19 protein-coding genes are annotated in these 22,225 nt (G+C 63.0%); 4 read left to right on the top strand and 15 right to left on the bottom strand.

What is annotated here, in order from left to right:
* Positions 1–207: 207 nt before the first annotated feature.
* Entirely contained in the window at positions 208–1,326 is a 1,119-nt protein-coding gene (locus tag NKH73_RS01235) for a LacI family DNA-binding transcriptional regulator (RefSeq protein WP_352926912.1), read from the bottom strand.
* A gap of 568 nt (positions 1,327–1,894) precedes the next feature.
* On the opposite strand from NKH73_RS01235, the gene NKH73_RS01230 reads away from it, so the two are divergent.
* The 3 genes from NKH73_RS01230 to NKH73_RS01220 all read left to right on the top strand — a co-directional run bounded on the left by NKH73_RS01230 (position 1,895) and on the right by NKH73_RS01220 (position 5,544).
* Positions 1,895–2,857, top strand: coding sequence for a sugar-binding protein (locus NKH73_RS01230; RefSeq protein ID WP_352926909.1), 963 nt, complete (start codon positions 1,895–1,897; stop codon positions 2,855–2,857).
* Between the two features lie 122 nt (positions 2,858–2,979).
* The gene (locus NKH73_RS01225) at positions 2,980–4,524 is read left to right on the top strand and encodes a sugar ABC transporter ATP-binding protein (RefSeq protein WP_352927650.1); all 1,545 of its coding nucleotides are present in this window, start codon (positions 2,980–2,982) and stop codon (positions 4,522–4,524) included.
* A gap of 24 nt (positions 4,525–4,548) precedes the next feature.
* Positions 4,549–5,544 (top strand): ABC transporter permease, encoded by a 996-nt coding sequence (locus NKH73_RS01220; protein WP_352926906.1) that lies wholly within the window; start codon positions 4,549–4,551, stop codon positions 5,542–5,544.
* A gap of 48 nt (positions 5,545–5,592) precedes the next feature.
* On the opposite strand, the gene phnN is transcribed toward NKH73_RS01220, so the two are convergent.
* From phnN to NKH73_RS01175, 9 genes are all read right to left on the bottom strand, one after another.
* Complete coding sequence (gene phnN / locus NKH73_RS01215) at positions 5,593–6,222, bottom strand: phosphonate metabolism protein/1,5-bisphosphokinase (PRPP-forming) PhnN (RefSeq protein ID WP_352926903.1); 630 nt, start codon at positions 6,220–6,222, stop codon at positions 5,593–5,595.
* Positions 6,219–7,358 carry an alpha-D-ribose 1-methylphosphonate 5-triphosphate diphosphatase gene (locus NKH73_RS01210; RefSeq protein ID WP_352926900.1) on the bottom strand — a complete coding sequence of 380 codons (1,140 nt, stop codon included), beginning with the start codon at positions 7,356–7,358 and terminating at the stop codon, positions 6,219–6,221. The genes phnN and NKH73_RS01210 overlap by 4 nt, the downstream gene beginning before the upstream one ends.
* An 81-nt stretch (positions 7,359–7,439) precedes the next feature.
* Positions 7,440–8,147 (bottom strand): DUF1045 domain-containing protein, encoded by a 708-nt coding sequence (locus tag NKH73_RS01205; RefSeq protein WP_352926897.1) that lies wholly within the window; start codon positions 8,145–8,147, stop codon positions 7,440–7,442.
* Positions 8,148–8,301: 154 nt separating this feature from the next.
* Positions 8,302–9,114, bottom strand: a complete 813-nt coding sequence (gene iolB / locus NKH73_RS01200; RefSeq protein ID WP_352926895.1) for a 5-deoxy-glucuronate isomerase — start codon at positions 9,112–9,114, stop codon at positions 8,302–8,304.
* A 368-nt stretch (positions 9,115–9,482) separates the two neighbouring features.
* The gene (locus tag NKH73_RS01195; protein ID WP_352926893.1) at positions 9,483–9,701 is read right to left on the bottom strand and encodes a DUF3329 domain-containing protein; all 219 of its coding nucleotides are present in this window, start codon (positions 9,699–9,701) and stop codon (positions 9,483–9,485) included.
* A 47-nt stretch (positions 9,702–9,748) separates the two neighbouring features.
* Positions 9,749–10,666, bottom strand: a complete 918-nt coding sequence (gene iolE, locus NKH73_RS01190) for a myo-inosose-2 dehydratase (protein ID WP_352926890.1) — start codon at positions 10,664–10,666, stop codon at positions 9,749–9,751.
* Between the two features lie 45 nt (positions 10,667–10,711).
* The gene (gene iolD / locus NKH73_RS01185) at positions 10,712–12,556 is read right to left on the bottom strand and encodes a 3D-(3,5/4)-trihydroxycyclohexane-1,2-dione acylhydrolase (decyclizing) (RefSeq protein WP_352926888.1); all 1,845 of its coding nucleotides are present in this window, start codon (positions 12,554–12,556) and stop codon (positions 10,712–10,714) included.
* A 35-nt stretch (positions 12,557–12,591) separates the two neighbouring features.
* Entirely contained in the window at positions 12,592–14,526 is a 1,935-nt protein-coding gene (locus tag NKH73_RS01180; protein ID WP_352926886.1) for a bifunctional 5-dehydro-2-deoxygluconokinase/5-dehydro-2-deoxyphosphogluconate aldolase, read from the bottom strand.
* Positions 14,527–14,655: 129 nt separating this feature from the next.
* Positions 14,656–15,501: a MurR/RpiR family transcriptional regulator gene (locus tag NKH73_RS01175; protein ID WP_352926884.1), complete on the bottom strand. Its 846-nt coding sequence runs from the start codon at positions 15,499–15,501 to the stop codon at positions 14,656–14,658.
* 152 nt (positions 15,502–15,653) lie between these two features.
* Here NKH73_RS01175 and NKH73_RS01170 point away from each other — a divergent pair, with 152 nt between their 5' ends.
* Entirely contained in the window at positions 15,654–16,763 is a 1,110-nt protein-coding gene (locus NKH73_RS01170; RefSeq protein ID WP_352926882.1) for a Gfo/Idh/MocA family protein, read from the top strand.
* A gap of 9 nt (positions 16,764–16,772) precedes the next feature.
* On the opposite strand, the gene NKH73_RS01165 is transcribed toward NKH73_RS01170, so the two are convergent.
* The 5 genes from NKH73_RS01165 to NKH73_RS01145 all read right to left on the bottom strand — a co-directional run bounded on the left by NKH73_RS01165 (position 16,773) and on the right by NKH73_RS01145 (position 22,183).
* Complete coding sequence (locus tag NKH73_RS01165) at positions 16,773–17,864, bottom strand: 3-deoxy-7-phosphoheptulonate synthase (protein ID WP_352926880.1); 1,092 nt, start codon at positions 17,862–17,864, stop codon at positions 16,773–16,775.
* A 529-nt stretch (positions 17,865–18,393) separates the two neighbouring features.
* A complete protein-coding gene (locus NKH73_RS01160) occupies positions 18,394–19,188 on the bottom strand; it encodes an SDR family oxidoreductase (protein ID WP_352926878.1) in 795 nt (264 codons plus the stop codon).
* A gap of 26 nt (positions 19,189–19,214) precedes the next feature.
* Positions 19,215–20,216 (bottom strand): inositol 2-dehydrogenase, encoded by a 1,002-nt coding sequence (gene iolG / locus NKH73_RS01155; RefSeq protein ID WP_352926875.1) that lies wholly within the window; start codon positions 20,214–20,216, stop codon positions 19,215–19,217.
* Positions 20,217–20,336: 120 nt separating this feature from the next.
* Positions 20,337–21,104 (bottom strand): ATP-binding cassette domain-containing protein, encoded by a 768-nt coding sequence (locus NKH73_RS01150; protein ID WP_095484497.1) that lies wholly within the window; start codon positions 21,102–21,104, stop codon positions 20,337–20,339.
* Positions 21,105–21,106: 2 nt separating this feature from the next.
* Positions 21,107–22,183 (bottom strand): ABC transporter permease, encoded by a 1,077-nt coding sequence (locus tag NKH73_RS01145; protein WP_352926871.1) that lies wholly within the window; start codon positions 22,181–22,183, stop codon positions 21,107–21,109.
* Positions 22,184–22,225: the final 42 nt, after the last annotated feature.

The raw sequence follows: 22,225 nt of genomic DNA, 5'->3' as shown, positions 1-22,225 counted from the left end.
CGGTTGCGATCCGCATGTTCAGGTCAGCGAAGAGATCGGGCTCGAAAGCCGGCGCGGACAGTGAGCGGAATCAAATCCACTGTATCCTTGAGTACAAGATTTCGCCACAACCAGACTGCGCCGCAACCAGAGTGCGGCAATCATATCAGTGCGGCGTTTTTGCATTTGCCCGAAGTCTGGAGGTCCTCAGCCGGCTGCCGGACCGTGCTAGCGCGCAGGCGCCACAGCACCGACCGATTCCCGTTCGACCAGCGGGCATTCGAGTTTGGTGATCGGGTGCCGGCCGCGGCCGGGCGGTGCGGGAAGCTCAAGCTGCTCGATCGCCCATTGCCCCATCGCCATATGCGGCAGGATCGACGTCGTCAAAGGCGGGAACAGATGGCGGGCGATTTCCTCGTCGTCATAGCCGACGACCGAGATATCCCGGGAGATGTGCAGGCCGGCTTCCTTGAGCGCCTCGTAGCAGCCGATCGCGGTGCGGTCGTTCTGGCAGAAGATGGCGGTCGGGCGATCCTTGAGCGCGAGCAGCTTGACTGTCGCGGCGTAGCCGGCGCTCGCCGACCAGTCGCCCTCGACCACCAGCTCCGCATCGAACGGGATGTCGGCAGTCGCCAGCGCCCGGCGGTAGCCCTTCAGCCGGTCCTGCGCCGCCTGCATCCAGGGCTCGCCGGTGATGGTGGCGATGCGGCGGTGGCCATGGCTGATCAGGTGGCGGGTGGAGCTCTGCCCGCCGGCGATTTCGCTCGGCACCACCGCAGGGAAGGCGTAGTCGGCGGTATAGCAGTTGAGCAGGATGACCGGGATGTCGAGACCATAGAGGTAATCGGGCGCGACGATCTCGCGCGTGAAGATCGTCATATAGATCAGCGCCGAAATGCCTCGCTTCGTCAGTGCCGCAATGGCGCGCGGCTCCATGACGGAATCACCCAAAGTTTGGGCGACCAGCACGACATTGCCGGCGTTCCACGAGGCCTGGCGCGCACCTTCGATGGCGACGACCGCTTCGGGGCTGGTCGCCAGTTGGTCGACCGCGAAGCCGATCACCCCATCCAGCCCCTCGAACGAGGCGACAGGACCGCGAAGAGCAGAGAAGGCAGGTGGCGCATAGCCGAGACCCCGCGCGGCCTCGATCACCCGATCGCGGGTCTGCTGCGAGAGCCTGATGCCCGGCGTGTTGTTGAGGACGAACGAAACCGTCGCCTGCGAGCAGCCGGCGGCCCTTGCGATATCGGTCATGGTGACGCGGCCCTTGGGTTTCTTGCCCGATGGCTTTCGGCGCCTGGAGGCTTCAAGAGGTGGATCGCGCAGATCCGTCGGGTCGCTCATGGCATTGTGTTCCAAATTTCCGGCTTGCTAACCCAGAGGCCGTCCTAGGCGTCGTTAAAGGCCGAAGGACGGCACGCCGCGTTTATAAGAAAAGCAATTGATTAATCATTATTACCATCCTGGCAGTCGAATGACTATCAGCGCGAAGAGAACAATATGAGACAAGGTGCGGTCTCGAAAGGCGGGTTTCCTCCCTCTCGCATCCCTGCGGCAGCAGCCAATGGGCAAACGGCAGCAACGTTCGCCCAGAAGACTAATACTATTTACTAATAGCCGTAAGCGTTCTAAAGTCAATTTGTCATGCCGGCCCGGGATCGAAAGGGCGATGACAGGAAGCAGGTGTGTGGCGCGGCATTCGCGGCTCTTGGGCCGGCAAACGCAACGCCACGCAACTACGAAATGTCGGACAAATCGGACTATACGAACAGCCAATGAGTCTCTAGAGTTCAGATCGCGGCTGGAATGGCGCCGTTCTTTCGCTGCCAGCACCCCTTGAGGAGGAGGGCGTCCAAGCCGCATTCGACAATTCAGATCAGCGAAAATGACTGAATCAAACGGGAGGTTGAACATGAAATCTGCGATACGAAGTGCGTCCGTCGCCGCCGTGGCCTTGGCTCTTGGCCTGTCCATCACGGCAATTGCCCGCGCCCAGGACAAACCGACGCTGGCCTTCGTCGTCAACGGCGCTTCCGACTTCTGGAAGGCGGCCGAAGCCGGCGTCAAGAAGGCGCAGGGCGAATTGCCCGATTACAATCTGGAGCTCAAATATCCGGAGCAGTCGTCGGTCGCCATCCAGCAGCGGCTGATGGACGATCTGGTGACGGCCGGCGTCAAGGCAATCATGGTTTCGGCCGTCGATCCCAAGACCTCGACCGACGGACTGAACAAGATCGCTTCGGAGACGGCACTGTTTACCACCGACAGCGACGCGCCGCAGACCAAGCGGGTCGCCTATATCGGCTCGTCCAATATAGACGCCGGCAAGCAAGCGGCCGAGATCGCCAAGAAGGCGATGCCTGACGGCGGCAAATGCCTCGGCTTCGTCGGCCTGCTCGGCGCCGACAATGCCAAGGAGCGCATCGAGGGCATGAAGGAAGGGCTCGCCGGCACCAAGATCGAGCTGATCGACGTTCGTGGCGACGACATCGACCAGGCCCGCGCTAAGAAGAACGTCGAGGACGCGCTGGTCGCCAGCCCCGACGTCACCTGCATGGTCGGCTTCTATTCCTACAACACGCCGCGCATCTATGAAGCGCTGCGCGACGCCGGCAAGCTCGGCTCGGTCACCGTCGTCGGCTTCGACGACGATCCGATCACGCTGGGCGGCGTCAAGGAAGGTACCATCGCCGGCACGGTCGTGCAGCAGCCCTTCGAATGGGCCTATCAGGGCATGAAGCTGATGGCCGCCTATCTCAAGGGCGACAAGTCAGGCGTTCCCGCCGATGGGCTGATCATCGTGCCGACCAAGATCATCGGCAAGGACGACGTCGACGCCTATGCCGCCAGTCTGAAGGCGATGTCCGGCAATTAAGACGAAGGCAGTTGCGCCGGCTCGAGGTTCGCCCCGGGCCGGCGGCTCGCATTGACGAACCCTGCGAGGATCGTCAGTCTGCAGATGTGGCCAGAACGGCCCACCGGCTGCTGTCAGGCATGATGAATTATTCCGACACATCCATCGGCGCATCCACGATTGCCCCGTTCCTCAGTCTCGAGGGCGTGCGCAAGACCTACCCCGGCGTGGTCGCGCTGGACGGGTTTTCGATGGAGGTCAGGCCCGGCGAGGTCATCGGTCTCGTCGGCGAAAACGGCGCCGGCAAGTCGACTCTGATGAAGATACTCGGCGGCGTGACCACCCCCGACACCGGCACGATTATCGTCGACGGCGTCTCCCATGACGGGCTGACGGTCGAAGCCAGCATCGGTTCCGGCATCGCCTTCGTCCACCAGGAACTCAACCTGTTCGAAAACCTTGACGTCGCCGCCAACATCTTCTTCGGCCGCGAGCCGCTGCGTGCTGGCCCGCTTAGGCTTGTCGACCGCGCCAGGCTGCGCGCGCTGGCGGCGCCGCTGCTCAAACGTGTGGGTGCCAATTTCTCCGCCGACATGCCGGTATCGGCGCTGTCGCTTGCCCAGCAGCAGATGGTCGAAATCGCCAAGGCGCTGTCGATCGAGGCGCGGCTGGTCATCCTCGACGAGCCAACATCGAGCCTGCCCCTTGCCGAAACCGACAAGCTGCTCGATGTCATCAAGGCGCTGAAGACGGAGGGCATCAGCGTCATCTTCATCTCGCACCGCCTTCACGAGGTCGAGCGGGTCGCCGATCGCGTTGTCGTGCTGAGGGACGGCATGCTCGCCGGCACGCTGCCGAAGAACGCCATCAATCACGACCAGATGGTCAAGCTGATGATCGGCCGCATGCTGAAGGAGAGGGAGAAGGCCGCGGAATCGGCGCGCCCGCCCGGCGCCGTGGCCCTATCGGCCAAGGCCGTTCGCACGAGTGCCTATCCCGACCGGCCGGTCGATCTCGGCGTCAGGCATGGCGAAATCCTCGGCCTGGCGGGTCTTGTCGGCTCCGGCCGCACCGAACTGGCGCGCGTGCTTTTCGGCATCGAAAAGAGCCTCGGCGGTGCGCTCCAGCTTGATGGAAAAGACCTGGTTCTCGGTGCGGCCGCGGACGCGGTGGCCAGCGGGATCTTCCTCGTCCCGGAAGACCGCAAGCTCACCGGCATCCTGCTCGACCTGTCGATTGCCCAGAATATTTCGCTCCCCAACCTGCCGGCGCATGCCCGGCGGTTCCTGGTTTCTGCCGGCGCCGAAGCCGTTACCGCCGAGAAGCAGAAACGCAATCTCGGCATCAAGGCGCCCTCGGTGGCGACGCGCACCGGCACGCTGTCAGGCGGCAACCAGCAAAAGGTGGTGCTGGCCAAGTGGCTGGCCATGAACCCGAAGGTGATGATCCTCGATGAACCGACACGCGGCATCGACATCGGCGCCAAGGCCGAAATCTACGGCCTAATGCGGGCGCTGGCCGATGCCGGCGTCGCCGTGCTGATGATTTCGAGCGACATGGAGGAGGTGATCGGCGTCTCCGACCGCATCGCCGTCATGCATGAGGGCCAGATCTCAGGCATTCTCGACAAGGAACAGTTCAGCCAGGAAAACGTGTTGCTGCTGGCGGTTGGCAAACAGCCGAAATAGTTCGCAGGCAACGGGGAGAACACGATGAGCAAGAAAGATCTCGGCCTGCTGATCCTGATCCTTGTGGTGGGGGCAGTGGTGGCGATCATCAATCCGCGCTTCCTACTGCCGATCAACCTCGCCAACACATCGAACCTGATCGGGTTGTTCGGCATCCTGGCGATCGGCCAGGCCTTCGTCATCATCACCGGCGGCATCGAACTGTCGGTCGGCTCGGTGGTCGCGCTGCTCGGCGTCCTGTTCGTCGATTTCATCGCCACGCGCGGTATGGCATGGCCGGTGGCGCTGCCGCTGATCCTCGTGCTCGGCGGCCTCATCGGGCTGGCGCATGGCTGGCTGATCACGCGGCTCAAATTGCAGCCTTTCGTGGTGACGCTATGCGGCCTTTTGATCTATCGCGGCGTCGCGCGTTTCTACACTGCCGACGGCACGGCGGGCTTCGCCTTCGGACAGAACTTTCCGGAGCTCGAATTCCTGACCGCGGGACGATCCTGGGGCGTGCCGAACAGCTTCATCGCGCTGATCGTCATCGCCATCGTGATGTGGGTGGTGCTGCACCGTTCGGTGTTCGGCCGCTATCTCTACGCCATCGGCAAGAATGAGGAGGCGGCGAAATATTCCGGCATCCGCACCGGGCGCGTCGTCATAGCGGCTTATGTTATCTGCGGTGTGCTGACGGCGCTGTCGGCGATCTATTTCGCCATGTACACGCGCTCGATCTCGCCGGCGAGCCACGGCCAGTTCTACGAACTCTATGCCATTGCCGCAGCCGTGCTCGGCGGCTTCTCGCTGCGCGGCGGTGAAGGCTCGCTGATCGGCGTCATCCTCGGAACGGTTCTCCTGCAGGAGCTGCAAAACCTCGTCAACCTGCTCGGCATCCCGTCCTCGCTCAACTTCGCGGTGATGGGCGGGGTGATCCTCATCGGCGTGCTGGTCGACCAGCAATGGGGCGTGTTCCGGGAGCGGCGGCTGATGCTGGGGGCAGCCCGCAAGAGCGCGGCTGGTGCGGCGGCGGAATAGTGGCTCCGCCTCTCCCTTCTCCTCTTGTGGGAGAAGGTAAGGGGCAGCCTAGATCAGGCCCGAGATATCCGAGAACGCCATCGCCTTGCGAAGCACATCGGCGAAGCGCTCGCCGGCTGCCTCGCGCGCGCCGCTATTGTCGATCGAGGTGACGCCTGGCCCGGACAACGCCAGATTGGCGCTGCGCGAAAGCCGCGCCAGCACTTCGCCGCGCGACTCGCGGCCGCGCATGGCCAGCCGTTCGGCCAGGATTTCCGGTGAAGCGGTGATCTCGACGATGGCCAGATTGGCGTAACGCTCGCGTAGAACCGGGATGATGGCGCGGGAGACGTTGGCAATGGCGACGCGGCCATTGGCGACCGACCAGTCGACGTCAGCCGGGATGCCGTAGCGCAAGCCATGCGCCTCCCAGGAGATGGCGAAGGCGCCGTCCGCTTCGGCCTCGGTAAAGGCTGCGTCGGCCAGCGTGTCGTGATCTTCGCTTGCCGTGTCGCTCGGCCGGGTGATGACCCGGCGGACGAACTCCAGCCGGCTCTCGTCGGCAAACAGGGTGCGGGCATAGCCGATCACCGTGTCCTTGCCGGCGCCGCTCGGCCCGACCACGGCGACGAAGACGCCGTCGCGGATCGGAAACGCCTCGGCCGACAATTCACGCTCGATCAACCCCGACGCCATCATGCGACCCGTCGTCCCTGCCGCCAGACCGTGCGGACCACCGGGACATGGTCGTCGAGACGTACACGAACCAGATCGGCGCGCCGGCCCTGCTCGATAACGCCGCGATCGGTGAGGCCGACCGCCTCGGCCGGATTCTTCGAAACCATCGCCACCGCCTGAGGCAGGGAAATTCCGTCGACCACTTCGCCGAGGAAAAACGCCGACTGGATAAGGCTGAACGGAATGTAGTCGGACGACAGTATGTCGAGCAGGCCTTCGCCGGCAAGCGTGCGGGCCGAGACATTGCCCGAATGCGAGGCGCCGCGCATGACGTTGGGCGCGCCCATCAGCACGCCGAGGCCCGCCTCTTTCGAGGCCCTGGCGGCTTCTTCCGTAGTTGGGAACTCGGCGACGCGGACACCTTGTTCGGTCGCTTCGTCGACATGGGCCAATGTCGCGTCGTCATGGCTGGCCAGCACGATGCCGCGCTGATGGCAGGCGGCGGCGATGAAGGCGCGGTTCGGTCCAGAATTCGTCGCCGACTCCGCCATCCGCTTCTCGCAAAATTGCTGGAATTCGCGATCCGTCAGCTTCAGCTTGCGCTGGTAGTAATAGGCATAGGTTTCCAAGTCGACAAACTGGCGCTGCCCCGGCGCATGGTCCATCAGCGACGCCAGCTTGATCCTCTCATCGCCGTCGAAATGGGTGAAGCCTGCGAGGCAGTCCGGCGCCGAAACCTCGCAGCGCAGATGGATGAAATGATCGGCCCGCAGTCGGTCCTGCTGGACGCTGTCCTCGATCGCGTCGGCCAGCTTGCGCATATCGGCCGAATTCATGTCGGCATCGTCGTCCATGCCGACGCGCAAGGCATCGAGCACGGTGGTGATGCCGGCGGTCGCCACTTGCGCATCATGGGCGAGCACGGCGGCGATCGGGTTCCAGCGTACTTTCGGCCGTGGGGCGTAATGGCCTTCGAGATGGTCGGTATGAAGCTCGACCAGCCCGGGAATGATGAAATCCCCGCCCATATCTTCGCCACTCCGGCCGGCACCGGCATCGATCCCGGCGATCAAGCCGTCGCGCAGCACGATCGATCCTTCGACGATCTCGTCGGCAAGCACGATGCGGGCATTGTTGAGAACGGTCTCGGCGGTCATTTCAGGGCAGTCCTTGGAGCATCTTGCAGCCAGTTGGGATCAATTGGCGTCGGACAAATACGGTTAAAACGAACGGTCATTTCAGGCAGTTTTTCTGGCCGGGCGGCGTCCGAGCGCGTGATGGGACAGCACCATGAACGGGGCGCCAGGTTCGGTTTCGACAAACAGGGTCAGCGCGTCCACCGGCACCGGTTTTTGCAGGACCTGCGCAAACAGGCTGTCGATTGCTAAGCGAAGACGTGGGCTTTCCTGTGGCGAGGCACGGCCGGACAGCGTCATATGGAACCGAAAGGTCTCGAACACATAGGGGTAGCCCCACTGGCAGAGATTGCGGAATTCGGCCGGCTTCAGCGAATCGGGGCTGCGCCGTTCAATTTCTGCCTCGCTCAGCGGTGCACGAAAACGGTCGAAGTCTCGCACGACGTCGTCGGCGAAGCGGTTGAGCGTCGGCAGCGGTCCTTCCGGCACTAGCGCGAAGAAGCCATCGATCTGGCTGACGACCAGACGCGGGATCATCACCACCGGCGTCGTCTCGGCAAAATCGTCGAGGGCCGCGCGAAGCGAGGCCTCCGTCTCGTTCGAGGCCAGCCGGAAGGGCGCCTTCAGCGTCGCATGGAAGCCGTAGCGGCGCGCCGAAGCGGTATGAAAGGCCACCTCCGCCGCCGACAGCTCGCCCACGGCCTCGACCGGCCTTGTGGCGGCGCCGAATGGGTCGCGGCCGAGCCAATTGGCGGCGATCCGCGCCAGCGGTTCGTCCTGCCGGGGGGTGAAATAGATAGCGTAGCGCATCGAAAGTCCTCGTCAACTCCCGCTGCCATAGGCGATTTGCATGACGAAATGACGAAGCTGATGATCGCTCCTGATAACAAAGTTGTTCAGGCGGGTCATTAGCCGACGATTTTTTCGCTTTGGGCCAGTTTGCCGACCCGGAAGAGCCGCGCGATCAGCTCTTCATCAGCCATTCGTGCTCGGGCGCGTTGTGGAATTTCCACGTCCGCTTCGGCCCGGCCATGACGTTGAGATAGTAGAGGTCATAGCCATGGCAGGCGGCACAAGGGTGATAGCCCTTTGGCACCAGCACGACGTCGCCGTCCTCGATCGCCATCGTCTCATCGAGCGAACGAGCGCCATTCCTGTCGGCATCGGTATAGACGCGCTGAAAGGCAAAACCCTGCGGCGGGTTGAGCCGGTGATAGTAGGTCTCCTCGAGATAGGACTCATCAGGCAGATTGTCCTGGTCATGCTTGTGCGGCGGGTAGCTCGACGTATGGCCTCCCGGCGTGATGACCTCGACCACCAGCAAGGAATCGGCCGGCTTGCCCTCGGGCAGGATGTTGGTGACGTAGCGCGTGTTGGTGCCCTTGCCGCGAACCTCCTGGCCGAGATCCTTCGGCCCGATGATGCGGACCGGCAGTCCGCCGCCAAGCCCAGGCGCCGAGCAGACCGCGAGTTCGAGATCGGTGTCGGCAGTCACTGACCAGCCAGAGCCCTGCGGCACATAGACGGACCACGGCTTGCCCTCGAAGGGCGACATGCGTTCGCCCAGCAGGCCGAGATCCTTGCCGCCGGCCGCGGCCTTGCCCTTGCCGGTGACGAACACCAGGCAGACTTCGCGATCCGCAGTTTGCCCCGAGACCGTCTCGCCTGGCCGCAATCGATGCAGATCGAAGCCGACATAGGTCCAGCCGGCGCTTTGCGGCGTCACATGGGCGACGCGGCCATGGCCCTTATCGGCTTTGACGAGCAGTTCTGACATTGTCGCTCTCCTATTCCTCGACACTCGATTGGCGCAGCCAAGATTTCGATGGATTGTCGCGAAACCTTGGAGAGATTGGCCGAGGCCTTCCAACTTCGTCATCCTAGGGCGAAGCAGGAGCGAAGCTCCGTCGCGAAGACCCTAGGATCCATGCCGTAACCTTGGCCGAAGGGCACAGCGGAGCAGAATTCTGCACCGTCATAACACTTCGAAGTCATGGCATGGATCCTAGGGTCTTCGCCGCGTCGCTGCGCTCCTTGCTCCGCCCTAGGATGACGAAGCGAGGGGTGTTCCGGCCAATCGCCGACGCATGCGATCTATCAGTCACGCGGTATCGATCCACAAAAACTTCAGCGCCATGGACTGCTTTATTCCTTCGGTTCGGTGTCGGCCGAAGCCTTGTCCCCAGCGGCCGGCTTGTAGAGATAGAAGAACTGCCACACGGCATAGCCGGCGAAGCCGAGCGCGATCGTGCCCCAGAATGGCGCGCCGGTGGCAAACTCGACCACGGCCCAGACCAGGCAGACCGCGACGATGGCAACGCGCCGCCACAGAGGCCGGAAGAACGGATGCTCAGAGTCCTTCATCGGATCAGCCCTCGCATCGGATCAGCCCGCGCTCGGGAACACTGCATTCAAGCATTAGGGAAGCCCTGTGTTTCAACCGCGTAGCCTGCCGCCGTCATCACCCGCATCAACTCCTTGTAGCCGACTTGCGCCATCTTGAGCGGCGGATTCTCTTTGGGATCCTGCTCGGCTTCGACCACGAACCAGCCTTCATAGCCATAGTTCGCCAACCTTTCCACAATGGCGCCAAAATCCAGCGAACCATCTCCCGGCACCGTGAAGGCGCCAAGTGCCACGGCATCGAGGAAGGATTGTCTTTGGCGGTCGAGTTTTTCGATCACCCCCATGCGCACGTCCTTCACATGCACGTGGTTGATGCGTTTGTGATGGTTGTCGATGGCACGCAGAACATCGCCGCCGGCAAAAACCAGATGGCCTGCATCGAGCAGCAGCGGAATGCCTTCTCCCGAGTAGCGCATGAATGCGTCGAGTTCGGGCTCGGTCTCGACGACCGCCGCCATATGATGGTGATAGGACAGCGGCATGCCCTGCTCGGCGCACCATTCGCCGAATTGCGTCAGGCGCCTCGCATAGGCTTTCATCTCGTCGTCCGAAAGCCTCGGCTTGGTGGCGAGCGGCTTCGAGCGATCACCCTGGATGGAGCGGCCGACCTCGCCATAGACGATGCAAGGCGCGTTCACCGCCTTGAACAGATCGATCATCGGCTGGATGCGGTCCTTATTCCTGGCCATGTCTTCGTCGACCAGCGTGCCGGAGAACCAGCCGCCGCAAAGCGTGACGTCGGCCTCTTTCAGGATCGGCAGCATGATATCAGGGTCACTGGGAAAACGGCGGCCCATTTCCATGCCGGTGAAGCCCGCCGACCGCGACTGCGCCAGGCATTCCTCCAGCGACACGTCATCGCTGAGTTCCGCAAGATCGTCGTTCCACCACGCAATCGGGGACATGCCCAGTTTGGCTTTCAAGTCGTTACTCCAATGTCAAACATTCAAAACAGCCTTCGTGAGCGGCTAACGCGCCCGCCCACTCAGTGCTTCCTCGTATTTCTTGCGCGCCGCATTCACTTGCGGCCGTGCCGAGACTTCAGGCACGGCAACGTCCCACCAGCTTCCACCAACTTCGGTCGAGACCAGCGGATCGGTTTCTATGACCAGCACAGTGGTCCTGGTATTCTTCTTCGCTTGCGCCAGCGCCGTTTCCAGCCCGGCGATCGACGAGACTTTCTCGGCAATCGCTCCAAGGCTCGCGGCATGCGCGGCGAAGTCGATATCGGGCAGAACCTCGTGGCGTGCGTCCTTCAAGAGATTGTTGAAGTTGGCGCCGCCGGTCGCCATCTGCAGCCGGTTGATGCAGCCATAGCCTCTGTTATCAAGCAGCACGACGGTCAGCTTGAGGCCAAGCATGACCGACGTTGCGATCTCGGAATTGAGCATCAGATAGGAGCCGTCGCCGATCATCACGACGACTTCCTCGTCGGGTTTGGCCATCTTGACGCCGAGCCCGCCTGCGATCTCGTAGCCCATGGTCGAGAAGCCGTATTCGGCGTGGTAGGAGCCGGGTGCGCCCGCCTGCCAGAGCTTGTGCAACTCGCCGGGCAGGCCACCGGCGGCATGAAGCAATATCACGTCGGACCCCATGGCGCGCTGCACGGCGCCGATCACCTGCGCGTCGGAGGGATAGGCGGCATTGGTCGACGCCGTCACCTTGCCGGCATCGGCCTGCCAGTCCTTCTTGCCCTTGGCCGCATTGTCGGCCCAGGCAGGAGGCGCCTTCCAGCCCTTCAGCGCTGCCCCGAGTTCGGCGAGCCCTTCCGCCGCATCGGCGACCAACGGCAGCGCCTGGTGCTTTCCCGCGTCGAAAGGCTGGACGTTGAGGCCGATGATGGTTTTGCCGGAATTCTTGAACAGTGCCCAGGAGCCGGTGGTGAAATCCTGCAACCTGGTTCCGACGGCAAGCACGACATCGGCTTCTTCGGCCAGACGGTTGGCCGCCGAAGTGCCGGTGACGCCGACCGCCGCCATGTTAAGCGGATGATCGTCCGGCAGCGAGGATTTGCCGCCTTGCGTCTCGCAGACCGGAATGTCGGCGTCCTGCACCAGCTTCGCCAATTCGTCGGAAGCCTGGGAATAAAGCACGCCGCCGCCGGCAATCACCAATGGTTTTTTCGCGCCCGTCAGCGCCGCCACCGCGGCCGCCAACTCGCTACGGTCGGGACGCGGACGGCGCTGATGCCAGACCCGTTCGGCAAAGAAACTCTCGGGGTAGTCATAGGCCTCGGCCTGCACGTCCTGGCAGAGCGACAGCGTCACCGGTCCGCATTCGGCCGGATCGGTCAGCACCTGCATGGCGCGATTGAGCGCCGGGATGATCTGCTCCGGCCTGGTGATGCGGTCGAAATAGCGCGACACCGGCCGGAAGCAGTCATTGACCGTCGCCGTGCCGTCGGAAAAATCCTCTGCCTGCTGCAGGACAGGGTCGGGGATGCGATTGCCGAAGACATCGCCGGGGAGAAACAGGACGGGCAACCTGTTTACATGCGCCAATGCCGCCGCCGTCACCATGTTGAGCGCGCCGGGGCCGATCGAGCTGGTCGCCGCCATGAACCTGCGCCGGAAATTGGCTTTGGCATAAGCGATCGCCGCATGCGCCATCGCCTGCTCATTGTGGGCGCGGAAGGTCGGCAATTCGTCGCGCACCTGATAAAGCGCTTCGCCGACGCCGGCGACATTGCCATGGCCGAAGATCGCCCAGACGCCGCCGAAGATCGGCATTTTCCTGCCGTCGATCTCGGTCATCTGGCAGGCAAGAAAGCGGGTCAGCCCCTGCGCCATCGTCAGGCGGATCGTCTTGGTCATTTTGTTTTCCTCCGCAGTCCTTATGCCGCGCCTTCTTATGCTGCTTTGCGGCCACGCGCGGCAAGCCACGCCTCGGTCAGTTTCTCGAAGCGAGACGCCATGTCGGCCACTGCCTCCTCGTCCGACATCTTGCCGGCAAGCCACTGTTCGGCGGCGTTGATGAAGATGGTGCGGCCGACGGCAAAACCCTTGACGATGGGCGCGTTGGCAGTGGCAGCGAAGGCCGCTTCCAGTTCGTCCTGCGGCGCCTCCAGGCCGAGCAGCACAATCCCGCGGCACCATGGGTCGTTCTTCAGGATCACCGCCTCGATCTTTGCCCAGGCGCCGGCTGAAGCCTGCGGTTCGAGTTTCCACCAGTCGGGCTTGATGCCAAGCGCATAGAGTTCCTCCAGCGCGCGCGGAATGGTGGTGTCGTCGAGCTCGCCATGCTTGCCGGCGATGATCTCGATAAGCAGTTCGCGACCGACCTTGCGCGCGGCCTCGAACAGGCCTTTGAGCTTCTGCTGCTGCTCGGTCTTCAGCGGCTCCGGGTCGTCAGGGTGATAGAAGCACAGGCATTTGATGCAATGGTCGACCGGCCACTCGATCAATTGCGAACCGATGTCCTGCGAGAATTCGAAACGAAGCGGCCGAGATCCCGGCAGTTCGACCGGCCGGCCAAGCCAGGCGAAGGAATGGCGGGCAAATTCGAACATCGCCTCGCGGCCGTATTTCTCGTCGAGCAGCATGCCATAACCAGCGCGGCCGGCGGCAACTTTCGCCGCAGCCTTGACAGTCAGCACCTTGAAATCATGGATGCGCGACGGGTCGGCACCGGCCTTCGCGGCGACATCGTCAAGCTGGATACGATGGTCGCAGGCCAGCGCCATCAGCGAGGGAATGTCGCGCCTGCGCGTCGTCGCCCAATGGATATGGTTGATCGCCTCGTCCTTGCGCAACGCCAGGTGCCTGCTGCCGTTCTTGAGGAAAAACTGCAATTCCTCAAAGGTCGGGTATTCCGGCGCGCAGAGCAGCCGCGACACGGCGAAAGCGCCGCAGGCATTGGCCCAGGTCGCCGCCGTCTCCAGGCTTTCGCCGCCGAGCCAGCCGCGCAGGAAGCCCGACATGAATGCGTCGCCGGCACCGAGCACATTGTAGATCTCGATCGGAAAGCCCTTGCCGACAATGCCGTCCTCGAGATCGTCGCTGATCGGCCCGTCATAGACGATGCAGCCCATGGCGCCGCGCTTCAAGACGATGGTGGCCTTGGACAGCGAGCGGATCGTCTTCAGCGCGCTCAGGCAATCGTCGGCGCCCGACGCGATCATGATCTCCTCTTCGGTGCCGACAATCAGATCGCAGTCGGGCAGCACCGTCTTCAACTGGGCGGAGACCCGGTCTGATTTCACGTAGCGCTCGAACCCTTCGGCGTGGCCGGCGAGCCCCCAGAGATTGGGGCGATAGTCGATGTCGAACACCACCTTGCCGCCCTTGGCCTTGATAGCGCGGATCGCCTTGCGCTGCGCGGCATCGCTGTTGGGCCGCGAAAAATGCGTGCCGGTGACGACGATCGCACGCGCCGAGGCAATGAACGCTTCGTCGATATCGTCTTCCGAAAGTGCCATGTCGGCGCAGTCGGAGCGGTAGAAGATCATCGGCGAGATACCCTCGTCCTCGACCGACAGCAGCACCAGCGCCGTCAGCCGGTCCGGGTCGGTCCTGAGGCCGCCAACCGACACGCTTTCCCGGATCAGCTGTTCGCGGATGAAGCGGCCCATCTGCTCGTCGCCGACGCGGGTGAGCAGAGCCGAGCGCAGGCCGAGCCTCGCCGTGCCTACCGAAATATTGGCCGGGCAGCCGCCGACCGACTTGGCAAAGGAGGTGATGTCCTCAAGGCGCGAGCCGATCTGCTGGCCATAGAGGTCGACGGAGGCGCGGCCGATGGTGATAACATCGAGCGGCGCATGTTTCGCGTCCACGGCTTCGCCCATTCGAACCTCCCATCGGCCTTGTTGTCTTGGGGTACACGCGCGAGCGGCAGCGTGGCGCCGGCAATATGAAATAATAATTCCAATCCATAGTCAATATGGAACGCGCATTCCTTTGCTGAAAAGTGGCCCCTAGGTCTTGCGTTTGCGACCGGCATCGCGCCGCTTCTCGCCAACCGCAACGGTCAGCGCCATGGCCAGCGCCATCGTCGCCGACAGCGAGCGGAAGCCGGCGAAATCGGCCTCGGCGACCTCGAACCAGACCTTGGCGAACTGGGCGAGCGGCGAAAACGAGCTGTCGGTGATCGCCACGATCGGCACGCCTTGCTCCGAGATGACGCGCGCTTCCTCGATGGCCGCTGGGGCATAGGGTGAGAAACTGATGGCGATGACGGCATCCCTGGGCGAGGCAAAGCCGATCATCTCGGCGTTGAGGCCGGCGGCCGATTCGATCAGCTGATTGCGGATCTTGAGCTTGCCCAGCGCATAGGCGATGTAGGAGGCGACCGGATAGGAGCGGCGCTTGGCCAGCACATAGATGGTTTCCGCCTTTGTCAGCAAGGCGATCGCATCTTCGAAATGGTCTTCGTTCAACCTGCCTGAAATATCGTTGAGCGACGTGCTGGCCGCGGCGACGAAGCCGTCGAAGATCGCCCGGTGACCGGCGCCTTCCTCGGCCTTGGCGCGCAAGGCCGCCAGCCTTTCATCATAGGACGAATTGCGCTCGCGCAGCCGCTCGCGAAACACCAGCTGCAGGCTGGTGAAGCCGTCGAAACCGAGCTGCTGGGCGAAGCGGATCAGGGTCGAAGGCTGGACGCCGGCTGAGGCGGCGATGCTGGCGGCGGTGCCGAAGGCAATATCGTCGGGATTGTCGAGCGCATAGGCGGCGATCTGCGCGATACGCTTGGGCAGGCTCTGCCGCCGGTCCAGGATCGTCCTACGCAGCGTCTCGAAATCGCGGGGCACCCGTTCGTCCATCGTCGCTCCGCCCAACCCCTCAGTCGATGCTGTGTGCCCCATCATAGCGGGCCTGTGCAAGAAGGCCATAAAAAATGAGGCATGCGTTCCATTTCTGAACAAAATGGACTAATTCATCCACACAAATCTTGCTGACAGCGGAGACAAGGGAAATGGTCGGAGTAGGCCTCATCGGCACAGGCTTCATGGGCAAGTGTCACGCCATCGCCTGGAACGCGGTCGGCACCGTCTTCCCCGACGTGGCCAAACCAAGGCTGGTCCATCTCGGCGAGGTCGATGAGGAGCTTGCCAAACGCCGTGCCACCGAATTCGGCTTCGCCAAGGCTTCCGGCGACTGGCGCGCTGTCGTCAACGATCCGGACGTCGATATCGTCTCGTTGACCACGCCAAACCAGTTCCATCCGGAAATGGCCATCGCCATCCTCGAAGCCGGCAAGCATCTATGGTGCGAAAAGCCGATGGCGCCGAGCTTTGCGGAGGCGCAAGCGATGGCGGCTGCGGCTCAAAAGTCCGGCAAAGTGGCTGCTCTCGGCTACAACTACATCCAGAATCCCGCGATCCGCCATATCGGTGCGCTGCTCGGCGAGAAGATCATCGGCGAGGTCAATCACCTGCGCATCGAGATGGACGAGGATTTCATGGCCGACCCGGAGGCGCCGTTCTTCTGGAAGCACGAGGCGGCGTCCGGATACGGCGCGCTCGACGATTTCGCCGTGCATCCGCTGTCGCTGGTCGCCGTGCTGTTCGGCCGCGTCGCCCGCGTCATGTGCGACATGGCCAAGCCCTACGCCGACCGCAAACTCGTGTCCGGCGGACGCCGCGCGGTCGAGACCTACGACATCGCCAGCGTGCTGATGCATCTCGAAAACGGCATTGCCGGCACGCTGCTGGTCAACCGTTCGGCCTGGGGCCGCAAGGGCCGGATCGCAATCCAGATCTTCGGCTCGAAGGGTTCGATCCTGTATGACCAGGAACGAATGAACGAATTTCAGCTCTATCTTACTGCCGACCGCCCGACCGAGCAGGGCTACCGAACCATCCTGGTGGCGCCGCACCATAATCCCTACGATGCCTTCTTGCCGGCGCCCGGCCACGGGCTTGGCTTCAACGACCTCAAGATCATCGAATGCCGGGAACTGCTGACCAGGCTGGCCGGCAGGCCGGCGCGGATCATCGATTTCGACGAGGGGCTGGAGATCGAGCGCACCGTGCATGCGATGGCGCGCTCGTTCGAGGAAAAGCGCTGGGTGGCGGTGAGGTAAACCTCCGCCTCAGGCCGCTCCCGGACGGCTGGCGATCATGGCGCGCCGCGCCGACCGGCGTCGCTCGACCGCGTCGGCAAGGCCGTGCAATACCGTCTCGGTGGTCGCCCAGTCGATACAGCCATCGGTGATGCTCTGGCCATAGACGAGCGGCTTGCCGGGCACGACGTCCTGGCGGCCGGCGACGAGGTTGCTCTCGATCATGACGCCGATGATGCGCTCGTCGCCTGCCGCAACCTGGCCGGCCACGTCAGCCGCTACCTTCGGCTGATTCTCAGGCTTCTTGTTGCTGTTGGCGTGGCTGACATCGATCATCAGCCGAGGTTCTACGGCGATCCTGGCGAGGTCCGCACTGGCCGCCGCGACGCTTGCCGCGTCATAATTGGGCTGAATGCCGCCGCGCAGGATGACGTGGCAGTCCTCGTTGCCGGTAGTCGTCGCGATAGCGCTGCGCCCGCCCTTCGTAACCGCCATGAAATGATGCGGCTGCGCGGCGGATTTCACCGCCTCGGCGGCGATCCGCAAATTGCCGTCGGTGCCGTTCTTGAAGCCGACCGGGCAGGATAGGCCGGATGCGAGCTCCCGATGGATCTGGCTCTCGGTTGTGCGCGCGCCGATCGCGCCCCAGGCGACGAGGTCGGCAATGTATTGCGGGGTGGCCATGTCGAGGAATTCGGTCGCCGCCGGCAGGCCGAGATTGTTGACGGCGGAGAGCACGTTACGGGCCAGCCTCAATCCTTTGTCGATGTTGAAGCTGCCGTCGAGGTCAGGATCGTTGATTAGGCCCTTCCAGCCGACCGTCGTGCGCGGCTTCTCGAAATAGACGCGCATCACGATCTCCAGCCGGTCCGACAGGCTCTCGCGCAGCGTCGCCAGGCGGCTGGCATAGTCCACGGCAGCGGCCGGGTCGTGGATCGAACAGGGGCCGACGACGACGATCAGCCGATCGTCAGTGCCGGTCAGCACGGCGTGGATGGCGTTGCGTGATGCGGTAACGGTGCGCGTCGCGGTCAGCGTGCGCGGTATCTCCCGCATCACCTGGTCCGGCGTACTCAGTTCTCGGATCTCCTTGACCCGAAGATCATCTGTGGTGGTCAACACGGCTTTCTGCTCCTGATTGGGAGACCTGCCGGCTGAAACAAAAAAGCCGCCAGGTCTGGCGGCTGTTCGGATTTTGATGCTGCAATCTTCAGATCGAGCGCAATCCTCCCGCCGCCAGCGAGCTCCTAAAGTACCAATACGTGGCGGTCAGGTTGATCATGAGGCTCATATAGTCGAAGCGAAGGCGCTTGTCACGTCTCTGATATAGGGAACGCCTCAGCTTGAAATCTGACGGCCTGCCTCTCGCGATCCAGCCCAAGCTTCGATACGTTTAGGGGTAATGGACCCAAATCCTGAAGAACCGGTCGATGTTTATGCGCTGCTGCGAGCGGCGGCAGAGGCGCGCCTAAGAACAGCCAAAGCCATGCTGAGCGCTTACGAGGCCAACGCCTTCGGGACGCCAGCTACGCCGGAGGATCTCGCCTACTGGAAACAAGAGTTGGCCGACGTTCAGGTTGAGTTGGCGGGGTTGCACGATGCACACAGGACCTAATCCTCCGCCGACGTTTCAAACTGACGCTGCCTGAAGCTACTCCGGCGAGGCCCCTGCGATGCTCTGGTCGTAGTCGACCAGCGACCCGGTCATGACGCCCGACTGCGGGCTGACCATATAGCTGATCAGCCGGGCAAGCTGGTCCGGCTTCACCAATTGGCCCATCGGCTGCGCCGCCTCGGCCTTTTCCAGCCAGTCGTCAGGCGCGTCGTGCCATTTCTTCTGCACGATCGCCTCGCCTTCGGTGTCCATCCAGCCGGGCAGCACCGCGTTGCAGCGGATGCGGTTGCTGCGGTACGCATTGGCGACATTCTTGGTCAGCGTCGCCAGCGCGCCCTTGCTCGAAGAATAGGGTGCCAGGAACGACTGGCCGCAATGCGCGGACATCGACAGGACATTGACGATGGAGCCAGGCGCCTTGCGGGCGAGCAGCTGCGCCACCACGCCCTGCATCAGGAAAAAGGGGCCGCGCACATTAGTCTGGAAAATCTGGTCGAAAAGCTCTTCACTCGTCTCGACCAGTGAGCCGCGCGCCGAGGTGGCGGCGGCGTTGACCAGCGCGTTGATGGCGCCGAAATGAGCGATCGCCGTTTCGACGGCCCGCTTGCAGTCGGCCACTTTGGAAACATCGGCGCTGATGAAGATGGCGTCGACGCCCGACTTGTTGAGGGTGGCGACGGCCTTGTCGCCCTTCCCCTGCGAGCGGCCGACCAGCGCTAACGCCCGGCAGCCCTCGTCGGCCAACGCCTCGGCGACGGCGAAGCCGATACCTTGCGCGCCGCCGGTGACGATGGCGCGTGTTTCGGAATTGCGACCGGTGGAACCGTTCATCGCCTTGCTCCCGTGATTGGTGTTGCTCAGATGGTCTTGTCGAGGCGAACGGTCTTGCCTTCCCTCGCCGATTTCAGCGCCGCGTCCGCCAGCCTCAGCGCGACGAGCCCGTCCTTGCCGCTCGGCGCCGCCTTGTTGCCTGATGTCGCCGCAGCGATGAAGGCGGCGATCTCGTTGGCATAGGCGTCGAGGTAGCGGGTCATGAAGAAGTCGTGCAGCGGCGGGCGCGTATAGCCTTTCTCGTTGGCCAGTTCGATCGACACCGGCCGCTGGTTCTCAGCCGCAACCATGCCTTTCGAGCCATGCACCTCGATGCGCTGGTCGTAGCCATAGGTGGCTCGCCGCGAATTGGAGATGATGCACTGCTTGCCGGAAGCGGTTTCAAGGATGACGCTGACGCTGTCGAAGTCGCCGGCTTCGCCAATCTTCTTGTCGACCAGCACCGAGGCATGGGCGCTGACCGCCACCGGCTCCTCGCCGAGCAGGAAGCGCGCCATGTCGAAATCGTGGATGGTCATGTCGCGGAAGATGCCGCCCGAGCGGCTGATATAATCGAGCGGCGGCGGGCCGGGATCGCGCGACGTGATGGTGACCATCTCCACCGTGCCGATGGCGCCATCGTCGATCGCCTTACGCACAGCGGCAAAATGCGGATCGAAGCGGCGATTGAAGCCGACCATCAAAGTGGCGCCGGCCTTGTCGACCACTTCAAGGCATTGTTCCACTCTGCCGGCGTCGAGGTCGATCGGCTTCTCGCAGAAGATCGCCTTGCCGGCCTTGGCGAACCGCTCGATCAGATCGGCATGGGTGTCGGTCGGCGTGCAGATGATAACTGCGTCGATATCCCCGGCTTTTTCGATGGCCTCGGTGGTGCGCACTTCGGCGCCAAAGGCCGAAGCCAGATCCGTCGCCGCCTTGTCGAACGCATCGGCCACCGCGACCAGCCTGGCCTGCGGATTGGAGCCGACGGCGCGGGCGTGAACCTTGCCGATACGACCGGCACCGAGAAGAGCGAAGCGGAGAGGCATGGGAATTCCTTTGAGGATGGTTCGAAATGGAGTGCATCTTTACCGCACCGTTCAGAGGAGGCGCAGTGGATTTCTTATTGCGACAGCGACCGGCCGATGGCTCGCCGCGCCGGCGCCGCGCTAGGCCGCCAGTTCCGCCTCCCCCGTCTTGGCGCCGGTGATGTATGAGACGATATCGTTGCCGTCGGTGTCCTGTTTGCGCAGATTGGCGACGATGCGGCCGCGCCGGAAGACGACGATGCGGTCGCAAAGGTCGAACACCTGGCGCATGTTGTGACTGATCAGGATCAGCGGCTCGCCATTGGCTTTCAACGTGCGGATGATGTTTTCGACCTGCATCGTTTCCTGCACACCGAGGGCTGCCGTCGGCTCGTCCATGATGATGAGCTTGGAAGCAAAGGTCGCCGTTCTGGCGATCGCCACGCATTGGCGCTGGCCGCCCGACATGTGGCGGATGGTGTTGTTGAGGTTGGGAATCTTGACCGCCGTGCGGATCAACGCCGCCTCGGTCGCCTTGCGCATGAACTTGCGATCGAGGATCGAGAAAGGCCCAAGATTGAAAAGCACCTTTTCGCGACCGAGAAACAGGTTCGACGGCACGTCGAGATCGTCGGCAAGCGCCAGGTTCTGGAACACCGTTTCGATGCCCGCCTCGCGCGCCGCGATCGGGCCGGCGAAGTTCACTTCCTTGCCGTCGAACCAGACTTTGCCGCTGGTGCGTTGTTCGACGGCCGTGATCTGACGCACGAAGGTCGATTTGCCGGCGCCGTTGTCACCCATGATGGCGACATGCTCGCCCTTGCGCAGTTCGAAATTCGCGCTTTCGAGCGCATGCACGCCGCCATAATATTTGGTCAGGTTTTCGGTCTTCAGGACGATGTCCGACATGATCAAGCCCTCATTGCCCGCAGGCGCTGGCGCCACTGGTCGAGAACGACTGCGCCGATGATGATCACGCCCTTGACCATCTCCTGGTAATAGGCGTCGAGGCGCAGGAAGGTGAAGCCGGAGATGATGACGCCGAAGATCAGCGCACCGATCACCGTTCCGATGATCGAGCCGCGACCGCCCGACAGCGAGACGCCGCCGATGACCGCCATGGCGATTGCGTCCAGCTCGTACATCACGCCCATGCCGGCCTGAGCGGTGAGGTTCTTGGAGCTCAGCACCACGGCGGCGAGCGAGGCGAGGATGCCGGCAATGACGAAGACGAGGATCTTATGGTTCTGGACATTTATGCCGGACATGCGCGCGGCGTCCTCGTTGGAGCCGATGGCATAACAGTGCTTGCCGTACCTGGTGTATGATAGGATCAGCTGGAACAGAATCGCCAGCGATATGAAGATGATGACCGGCATCAGCCCCTTGCCGATCGCGGCGAAACTCTCGGTCGGGAACGAGATCGGCTGGCCCTTGGACCACCATTTGGCGACGCCGCGTGCGGTGACCATCATGCCGAGCGTGGCGATGAACGGCGGAATGCGGGTGTAGGCGATCAGCGTGCCGTTGATCAGGCCCGCCAAGAGGCCGCAGCCGATTGCGACGAGCACCGGCACGATCACCGGCAGGTCGGTCCAGCCCTGCTCGATGAACACCGCCTTGGGGTTAGGGTTGCCGTTGACCGTCGCCACCTGGGCGAAGCTCATGGCGATCATCGCCGTGGCGCCGACGATCGAACCCGAGGAAAGATCGATGCCGCCGGAAATGATCACCTGCGTCACGCCGATGGCGATGATGCCGACGATCGACACCTGCAGGATGATGATCTGCAGGCGCGCCTCGTTGAAGATCGTATCGACATTGGCGCGGGTGTTGAACAGGAAGCTGTCGCCAAGAAAGACCCGGCCTATCAGCTCGAAGGCGCCGACAAGGATGATGAGCGCCAGGAAAACGTTGAACTCGGCAGGCCATGTGCGCTTCTTCGCATCATAGCTGAGCCCGCCGACGCCATGGGTTGTCTGTGCCAAATCTTGCTTCCTCCGTCAGCAGTCGCCCTCCCGCCGCCTGTC

Origin of the sequence: Mesorhizobium sp. M0938 (assembly GCF_040319125.1) — a bacterium.
Lineage (GTDB): Bacteria > Pseudomonadota > Alphaproteobacteria > Rhizobiales > Rhizobiaceae > Mesorhizobium > Mesorhizobium robiniae.
This window is presented reverse-complemented; position numbering and strand designations above follow the sequence as displayed.